Raw genomic sequence first — 8,113 nt, 5'->3', positions numbered from 1 at the left:
GAGGAAGCAGTCAAGGAGGCGGTAGAGGATGACCTTGTCATCCCCGTCATCGATCGAACCGACGATTGGAGCGGCGGCTACATGCCTGCGGCCGCTTCCCAGACGTCCACACTTACAGACGGCCTGCGCGCGCCAAGTGACTCGTTGACGCCGTCATCGCGTACCTTCGGTGGCGGCGAGCCTATCCTGTCGGGTCCGTATGACCCTTCGAGGCAGGAGGCGCTCCTGAAGGCTGCGCGATCCGCCAGAGCGAGCGCGGTCGGGGACGGTGACGGCCGTAGTGGTGGCTTCGATTGGCTCGGCGCGGCAGAGGCGGCGGCAGGTGCGCTGCTTGGAGGCACGGCATCCGGCGATGACAGCGGCGATTCGATGCTCAAGAGCTTTACCGATGGTGACGCGGACGACGGCGGTTCGTTGCTCGACGATGCATTACCGTTCGAGTACGTGCCCGCGATGCCTGGGGACGACGTGCTTGACCTTGCTGGCGCCGATGGCCGCCCCGGAAATAATCAGGCGCAGAACAAACAGACCAATGATGTCGCCAGAATTTTGCGGCTGACTCCCGATCAGGCGCAGCAGCTTCACTATGAGCTTGGCAGCGAGCCTCCAATGGGGTTTCACGAGATCATGGAGCGGGCCAAAGACATGTTCAATCTGTGGTAAATACAACAAAGTTTGAGGAAGAATTTATGGTTAGCGATCAAAGAAAAATTGAGCAGCGTCTATCTGTGTTGCAAGGTTTGGAGTGGAGTGGTGTGAGTCGTGCAGCGGATATGCTTACGTTAGGTTTTGGTCCGAAGCACGAAGAAAAAAACTATTACGGAGTTCCCAAGCAGGTCAGCGCGTGGGCCTTGCATATTCAGTGCGCATGGAGGTTGAGTGAGATGGGCAAAAGCGTCGCGACCGAGGAATCTATTGCGGGTTCTGACGAGGAAGCGAACGCGTTCATAATGTCTTTGCGGCAAGTGTTGGCCCAACATGTCCCCGTTATTGTCGAAGGTATATCGGCTAACTCGGAGTGCGGTTTGGTCGTTTCTTTGTCGCAAGGTTTTCGTTTGATCGTAGCAACGAACGGAACGGCGGATGACGAGGACTGGCGATTCTTCGAGTCAAAACGCGACGCCAGACATTTAGTGATTGAGGGCGGTCGGATTGCGCTGCAGTCGTTCAACTAAGATGCGAGTGGTCGCCTGGTGGGCGTCGCGTGGCGGATCATATCGCCCGCGCTGGCCCGAGGCGGTGAGCTGCCCGAGGGCTGGCGGTTATTTCCGTCCGTCGCTCTTTTTATAGTCGGAAAAAACCCGGCGCAGTGGCCGGGCCTCGCACGCGTGCGCGCGTGATGGAGTCAAGAAATTCGCCGCCGACCGCCGGGACACTAACTTTTGCTAACACTCTACGGCTGTTACATGCCCTGTTACAGCCGCTCTGTTACACCGTGCCGCACGCCTCCGGTTCCGCGATCTGCCGCCGGAGCGTCGCCGCGCGCGACTGCGAGCAGCCGAGAAAGCGCCGGATATCGGCGACGGTGCCGCGCAGCCGACCAGCCGCAATCGCCGCCGTGATACGCGCCGCGTCGTCGGCGTGATCGGCCGTCGCCGTGACCGGCGCGCGATCGTGCGTGACTGCGGCCCCGGCTGCGGTGACTCCCGTCGTTACCGGCGCAGTAGCGGGCGCAGTCACGACCTCGGGGAACGAGTCATGCGCCGTGACTGTCGCGCGCGGACTCATCGTCAACAACCAGCAGAAGCACGCCACGCCCTCCAGCACCGCAGCGAAGAGCAGACCGGAGAGCAGGTCCACCCGCGCCGCCGGAACGACGAGCAGAGCCGCTACGCGCGTTGTAGCTGGATCGGCGCGTACTGCCTCGCGTTCGACTTGCTTGCGGACCTCCAGCGCCGCCGTGCGATCGTCCGCCGCCTGTTGCCGCCGAACCTCGCCGGCCTCTGCGTCGAGCGCTTCGAGCCGCGCCGACAATACGCGCTGCCGTGCGGCCGTTTTCACAGTAACGAGCTGCGCGACCACCACCGCGCGATCCGCAGTCACGCGCGTAAGCGAGCGGCCAGGTGCGGGCGCTGCCATGACGGTCGGCGCATCGGGCAGCGTCGCGGCGCGCAGCTCGCCCGCGTGTTGTTGCGCCAGCAGGAAGAACGTTGCATGACCGAAGCAGGCGGACAGCGTGCAGCAGATCCACAGCGCCCCGCCCACGCACCGCAGCGGCCAGCGCGCGCCACGGCAGAGCGCGGGCAACAGGTGCGCCGCAACCACCAGCACCACGCCGAGCACGATCCACAGCGCGCGCTCGGCTGGCCAGCCGCCGCGCTGCCAGCCCGCGACGATCGACAGGCACGCCGCCGTAGTCGTCGCCGCGAGCGCGAGCAGCGCGGCGGTTCTCCCCATTGCGGGGGAAAACGTCTCCCTCATCGGCGCACCTTCCCGGCGCGAGCGGGCGCGCCCATTCTGCCCGATGGCAAATAGCCGCGCGCCGCCAGATCCTCGTTTGCCCGCCACGCGCGCGCCGCGCGTTGCTTGCGCTCGGAAGTAGGTAAGGTCCGGGCGGATCGTGCTGACTGGCTGGCGCTCGATCTGCCCGGCGATCAGGTCATACCTATGCTCGGACCATCCTTCGAGCGCGGCTAGCTCATCGACCACGGTGAACAACTCGCGCTGCCACTCGGCCAGCTTCTCCGGCGTCAGGTACGGCCCCCACGGCAGAAACGGTCCGTCCTCGATCGGCAGGCCTTCGAGCGCGCGAGTGCAGTTGATCAACTCGGCCTTGTGTGCCTTCATCGCCGGCAGCATCGCCGCGACCACCTTTTCCGGTCCGTTATATCGCACCGTCTCGCCGTTCAACTTCAGCGAGATGCCGCGCCGCCGACATTCGAACCACAGATCGAACGCGTTCACAGGTCACCCCCAGCGTCGTTGTTTTCGTTCTTCCCGTTCTCCCCCGTTTTTCCCGCTACACCGCTACAACCCTTATCCGGCAAGGGTTCCAGCGTAGCGTCACCCCCATTCGTTCCGCTACGTAGCGGAGCATCCGCTACGCTCTCCGCCCCGTCCGTATTGGCTTGTAGCGGTGTAGCGGTAGAAAGGGGGGTGGAGAGGTAGCGGGCGAAAGTTTCGGTGAACTGCGCGCTGTCGTAGCCCTTCGCCACGGTGTAGCCCGAGCGAATGTTCTTGCTCTTGATGCCGTACTCCCCGAGCCGCTGCGCGAGCTGCTTCAGGTTCATCGGCCTGCCGCGATTCCACGTCGCCCACGGTCGTTCTTCGTCGCCAAGCAGTGAGGCAAGCAGATCAGCCGACGACATGCGTGATGTGAGCTTCTCGGCGAACACGCCTTGAATGTCGGACAGCAACTCTGTGCCCGCGCTTTGCGACGTCTCGGCTTCGCCCGAGAGCGCGAGCGCCGCACGCCGCGCCGTCTCCGGCCACGCGCCGCCGACCGTCTCAGCGATCTGCAACAGCGGCTCCCAGTTGTCCGCCGCGCGGTCGTGCAGCGCGGCGGGCAGATCAGGGCGCGCGATTCGAACCGCCTCCGCGTTGTCCTCCGACCAGCGCGCGAGCATCGCCGTCAGTTGGCCGAACAGGCCCAGCTCCGCATGGCGCAGCTTATCCACCTGTTCATGTGGCAGCTTGCGGCGCAGTTCGAGCGCGATGGAGCGGTCCATCGGCGTGTCGGCAAGGTGACCGATGCCCGCAATTGCCTTGGCTCCCCACACAAAAAAGCGCTTCGGTGTGTGATCGTCGCCGACCGTGCGAATGACGTAAGCGCTGTCGCGCGTGTGGCCGCAGTTGAGCAGCCCTCGCAGCTCCTCGTTCTCGCGCATGAAGGCGTCCGCTTCATCGAGTAGCAATGTCGGCTTCCACGTCTCCACCGCACGAAATAGCGCCGCAGGCGTGATGTTGCTCGCTGGAAGCGGCCGACAGGACAGTCGACCGAGCAGGAACAGCAGTTGAGACTTGCCGCAGCGCTTCTCAGGCGCGGTAATGGCCGCGATCGGCGCAACGTCCACGGAATCCATGACCCACGTCATGACGATCCAGAGCGCAGCGGCGTGCGCCGTCGCCTCGTTGCAGACGATGAAGCGGTGAATCGTGCCCGCCAGCATGTCGAGCAGCTCGCCGCCGTCGACGGGTTCCGGGTGCGGCTCCACGTCGAGGAACATGCCGCCCTCGTCGTCGCTGTCGTCCTGCCGCTCGGCGGCGATCAGCTTGTCGAGCGTCGTCACCTGCACGCCCATACGCTTTGCCTCAGACTTCCGAACGCGGTCGTACTGGAGCGGCTTCAGCGCGGCCAGCCGTGCAATGGCTTGCTCGTCCGTCTCTTTCGCTTCGGGCGACTCGTCGTTGCTCGCTTCCTGCGGAAACTGTCGGACTTCGGCCTCATGCTCGATGGCGGCGCGCGCCGGCGCGCTGTCGTTCGATGCGGCCGGCGTCATCGGTTCGCCATTGACCGCGCGTTGAATGATCGAGCGCACCGCCTCCAGCCCCGCGAGCGCGTGCAGGTCGTTGAAGTCCGTCGCACCGTCCGGGCGATCCGCGCCGAACTCAGGCACAGCGAGCACTGCGCCGATCGCCTGCGCCGCCTCCGTCGCTTTCGCCAGTCCGGGGTTGCCGTCCGTCCGGTGGTCGTCGTCGGCCAGCATGACGATGCGCGCGCCGGGCAGCTTCGCGCGCCAGCTCCGCGCCACGTCGAGCAGGTTGCCCGCGTGAAATGCGCAGACGGCGGGCGCACGCGCCGCCATGAACGCGCTCGCGCACGTCGCGAACCCTTCGCCGATCATGAGCAGCCCGTCCGCGCTCGGCTCGCCGCCGAACTGGAACGAGCAGCCCGCGACCGCGCCGCCGGTCTTGAATCGCTTCGTGCCGTCCTCCGCGATGAATTGCAGGTTCACCAGCTCGCCAGCCGCGTTGCTGATCGGCACGATCAAGGTCCGCTTATCGTGAAATTCCTTCAAGCCGAACGGCTTCACGCCCTTGCGCGAGCAGTAGGGGTTATCGACCGTTGCATCGCGCGCGCGCTCCCAGATCATGCGCGACGCGTCGGCCGCTTCCGCGTGCGTGCGCTCGCGCTCGACTTCCTCCAGCTTGCGACGCTCGGCAACGCGGGCGCGATGCGCGTCGCGCTCGGCGGGCGTCCAGTTCGCCGCCGCCTCGCCGCGCCACGACCCATGTATCTGCGCCTTGAAGTCGCCGAACGCGCCGCCGCCGATCCCGTCCGCATAGAGCACGTACCAGGCGCTTTGTTTGCCGCTCCGGTCCTCCGGTCCCTTGAACCGATGGATACGGCCGTCCGCGACGATTTCCGCCGCTTCTAGTCCGTGCGCCGCCAGCGCGGCGGCGAACTCCGTTTCGATTTTCGTGACTGCGTGCATCAACTCGCCTCGTTCGGTTTTGTGGTGCGCGCATCGCCGATTTCGGTCGAAACGATGGCCTCGGCCAGCTCTTTCGCCAGCTCACCCAGGTGCGCAACGACGCTGCGCAGGGGCAACGTGTCGGCGCTGTCCTCGGGCATCGCCGCGTGCAAAATCTCGGCGACGCTATGGAGCGTCCACGCCCGGTCCATCAGATAGAAGTTGTCAGGCATGAGTAACCGCCTTTGAGGAGTCCTGAGCCTTGCGGCCACGACGAGAGGATGAAGGTGTGGCGGTTTGTTGGTCCGCATCGTCGGCGCGCTCGCCCGCCCACTTCGCCAAGCGCTCAATGTCGGCTCGCAGCAGTTCGCAGACGGACGCGCCCAGAGCCATGAAGTTGTCGACGGAATTGGGGGGAAGCGGCGGCGTCACGGCCTCACCTTCGTCGCGGTCGGCGTAGCTCAGGCGCTGCGTTTCGTTGACTTGCAGGAGGGTGAACAGCTCGCCCAGACCGCGCGCGACGCCGTGAACACATTCGAGGCTGCGCACGAACGGCGCGGCTGAAATCTGATGGCGATAGCACGCCATCATCGTCTTTTCGCCGAACACGTTCAGGCTGGCGGAGTTGGTCAGGAAGTTATCCATGCGACACCTCCGCACCTTCAACAATCACGGTGTGAGCGCTCCGCGCTATGTCCTCCAGCGCGCCGAATATGGCCACCTGAGTCACCGTGTCGAGTTGCGAAAAGCTCCCGCTGACTTCTTCGGTTCCAAGCAGTTGCAAGAGTGCGATCAGTCCGTCCAGCTCGATTGCGGCCCGATCGCTGACGGGGGTGTCAAGTCCGAAGCGCTTACCCATGACGTACCTCCGCACGCGATGCCGTCGCAATGTCGAGCGCGATCGAGCGCGCGAAAGCGTCATCGAATGCCGCGCGACAGGCAGCGAAATCGGGGAGATGGCCGAACCCGGAAACGAGATTGCGGAATCGCAGTTCGCGGAACTCGGCGGCGGATAGCTGCGCGAATTGAAGCCAGAGCGCGCCAGCCTCACGGCCAGCGCGTTCGAACAGGGGATAGCGCGTTGCGGGAGTTACTGCGAGTCCAGCTCGATCGTCGCGCCGACTTCCCGGCACTTCTCCAGTACTTGATCTACGGTTGCGGATCGGTCCTGTAACGCCATTGCCAGAAACAACATTGGAAGACTCATCGGGCGCGGCTCGGCCCCGCCCGTGTACTTCCTCCACTGATTGTTTCCAGCCAGACCGAACATTTCGGCCATCTCTGTACCGGTCAAATCCAAGCGAGCCTTGAGCGCCTGCAGATCCTCGGGCGTCGGCGGGAAATATTTGATGGACATTGCGCATTGCGCAGGCGTGCGGGAATCCCGCGACGACAGCGGTTTTTTTCATGACATTCCTTGTGGAGTTAGCGGGCTACGCGGCGCGTTACCCGACATAGCTAATCTAGCCCTTTTGGGGCTTTTCATCAAGAACATGTCAGTTGCCCTCCTTCGGATCGACTGCGCGCGCCGCCAGCATGAGCGCCTGGACGACTTCGCCCACCTGTTCCGGGCGCAGGGACACGCCCGCACGGCTCGGCTTCAGCTCGCCGCCATCGGTAGCGAACCAGATGCGCAGATCGATGTAAGAGCGCCCGCGATATTCGGAGACGGTTACGCGCAGCCGCTCGCTGTCGGAGCGGCGCAGATCGAGCAAGGGGGTGGCAGCCTTGCTTTCGGTGGTCGGCATCAAGCGACCTCCGTCGAGTTGGCGGCCGGGGCAGCGCGGTAGTTGAGCGGATCGGCAAGCCATTTATGCAGCTCGCGATTCGGCCATGCCGTGCACCGTAGAGAGAGATGAACGCGTTTCGGAAAGCGCCCTTCCTTCTCACGCAAGCGGACCCATTCACGCGAGTTCGGAACAATGCTCTTCAGCGTGCTCCAACGCGTGAACCCGTCGAGCGGAAGGGATTCGGGCTGCGGAAATGCGCCGGCCGTGTGGTGTGTCGTTGCTGCCTTTGCCATTGCTGTGCCCTCCGTGGGCGTCAGTTGCAATGGCTCTCAAGTTAAAGTGGCTTGTTCTACGTTTGCACGGCGGTTGTTGGGCGCAAGATGGAATCTTCGGACCCGACGCTAGGCTGCAAATCGGCGTCCAGATCAATCCCGTCACTTATTTGCTTGGCAAGGCCGTATAACTGTCGGCCCTGCTGCTGAAACTTTGCGCATAGGCGCTCTACGGTCCGCTCCTCCAACATCGTAGAGAACCCTTCAAGTGCCATGAGGCAGGCGATAACGTCCGGCTTCGACTTGCGGAAGATTTGCCAGTGCAGATCCGCAAGTCTCGCAACGAACAACCGTTCTCGCGCAGTGTCGTCGTCCCTCGCAAGAGGGTAGACATTCTCCCGTCGCAGCATTTTTACCCTTTTAAGCGTGTCGATCGTGGCAGCGCAATACTGCGGCCTGAACACGCCAATGGCGTAATGCCTGCGGACCAGCCTGACTGCCTCCTGAAGATCGCGGTCCGTCGAGATGCGGGCGAGCGCCTGAAGCCCTTGGAGCGCCAACTCAATGTCAGACTCGAAGGACTTTCTGCGTTCGAGAATTGCCCGTGCCGCATCGTCATGGAGGTATTCACGCAACGCTGAGACAAACCCGTTGTGCCAACGCCAGATCCACAGGTGATTTGAACCGCCCCGGCTTTGTCGGAGACTGCCGAGTTTGGCGCTACGCCGCGCGAGCGGAGAGCACCAGATTCCGATTG

Annotated in this window: 10 protein-coding genes and 1 pseudogene; 2 read left to right on the top strand and 9 right to left on the bottom strand. The window is 63.7% G+C overall.

The features are described 5' to 3' along the window. Nucleotides 1-663, top strand: a pseudogene (locus AWB75_RS37930) (hypothetical protein); the annotation flags it as partial. A gap of 26 nt (nucleotides 664-689) precedes the next feature. After that, a complete protein-coding gene (locus tag AWB75_RS35635; protein ID WP_061128632.1) occupies nucleotides 690-1,175 on the top strand; it encodes a hypothetical protein in 486 nt (161 codons plus the stop codon). A 253-nt stretch (nucleotides 1,176-1,428) separates the two neighbouring features. Here the strand turns inward: AWB75_RS35635 and AWB75_RS35630 are convergent, their stop codons facing one another. From AWB75_RS35630 to AWB75_RS37925, 9 genes are all read right to left on the bottom strand, one after another. Beyond that, on the bottom strand, nucleotides 1,429-2,904 hold the full coding sequence (locus AWB75_RS35630; protein ID WP_061128631.1) for a hypothetical protein: 1,476 nt from the start codon (nucleotides 2,902-2,904) through the stop codon (nucleotides 1,429-1,431). Beyond that, nucleotides 2,901-5,375 (bottom strand): DUF3631 domain-containing protein, encoded by a 2,475-nt coding sequence (locus AWB75_RS35620; RefSeq protein WP_061128630.1) that lies wholly within the window; start codon nucleotides 5,373-5,375, stop codon nucleotides 2,901-2,903. Before AWB75_RS35620 ends, AWB75_RS35630 begins: the two co-directional genes overlap by 4 nt. Next, complete coding sequence (locus AWB75_RS35615) at nucleotides 5,375-5,587, bottom strand: hypothetical protein (protein WP_061128629.1); 213 nt, start codon at nucleotides 5,585-5,587, stop codon at nucleotides 5,375-5,377. The genes AWB75_RS35620 and AWB75_RS35615 overlap by 1 nt, the downstream gene beginning before the upstream one ends. Beyond that, nucleotides 5,580-5,999, bottom strand: a complete 420-nt coding sequence (locus AWB75_RS35610; RefSeq protein ID WP_061128628.1) for a hypothetical protein — start codon at nucleotides 5,997-5,999, stop codon at nucleotides 5,580-5,582. Before AWB75_RS35610 ends, AWB75_RS35615 begins: the two co-directional genes overlap by 8 nt. Beyond that, a complete protein-coding gene (locus AWB75_RS35605; protein WP_061128627.1) occupies nucleotides 5,992-6,213 on the bottom strand; it encodes a hypothetical protein in 222 nt (73 codons plus the stop codon). Before AWB75_RS35605 ends, AWB75_RS35610 begins: the two co-directional genes overlap by 8 nt. A gap of 231 nt (nucleotides 6,214-6,444) precedes the next feature. After that, nucleotides 6,445-6,711: an XRE family transcriptional regulator gene (locus AWB75_RS35600; protein ID WP_327220477.1), complete on the bottom strand. Its 267-nt coding sequence runs from the start codon at nucleotides 6,709-6,711 to the stop codon at nucleotides 6,445-6,447. Between the two features lie 139 nt (nucleotides 6,712-6,850). After that, the gene (locus AWB75_RS35595) at nucleotides 6,851-7,102 is read right to left on the bottom strand and encodes a transcriptional coactivator p15/PC4 family protein (protein ID WP_061128626.1); all 252 of its coding nucleotides are present in this window, start codon (nucleotides 7,100-7,102) and stop codon (nucleotides 6,851-6,853) included. Next, nucleotides 7,102-7,377: a helix-turn-helix transcriptional regulator gene (locus AWB75_RS35590; protein WP_061128625.1), complete on the bottom strand. Its 276-nt coding sequence runs from the start codon at nucleotides 7,375-7,377 to the stop codon at nucleotides 7,102-7,104. Before AWB75_RS35590 ends, AWB75_RS35595 begins: the two co-directional genes overlap by 1 nt. Before the next feature lie 56 nt (nucleotides 7,378-7,433). Further along, the coding region (locus AWB75_RS37925; protein ID WP_159462849.1) for a hypothetical protein at nucleotides 7,434-8,113 on the bottom strand (680 nt) is incomplete at its 5' end.

The organism is Caballeronia catudaia (genome assembly GCF_001544755.2).
GTDB classification, from domain to species: Bacteria; Pseudomonadota; Gammaproteobacteria; order Burkholderiales; family Burkholderiaceae; genus Caballeronia; species Caballeronia catudaia.
The sequence above is the reverse complement of the archived record's forward strand: the minus strand, read 5'-3'. Positions and strand labels throughout refer to the sequence as shown.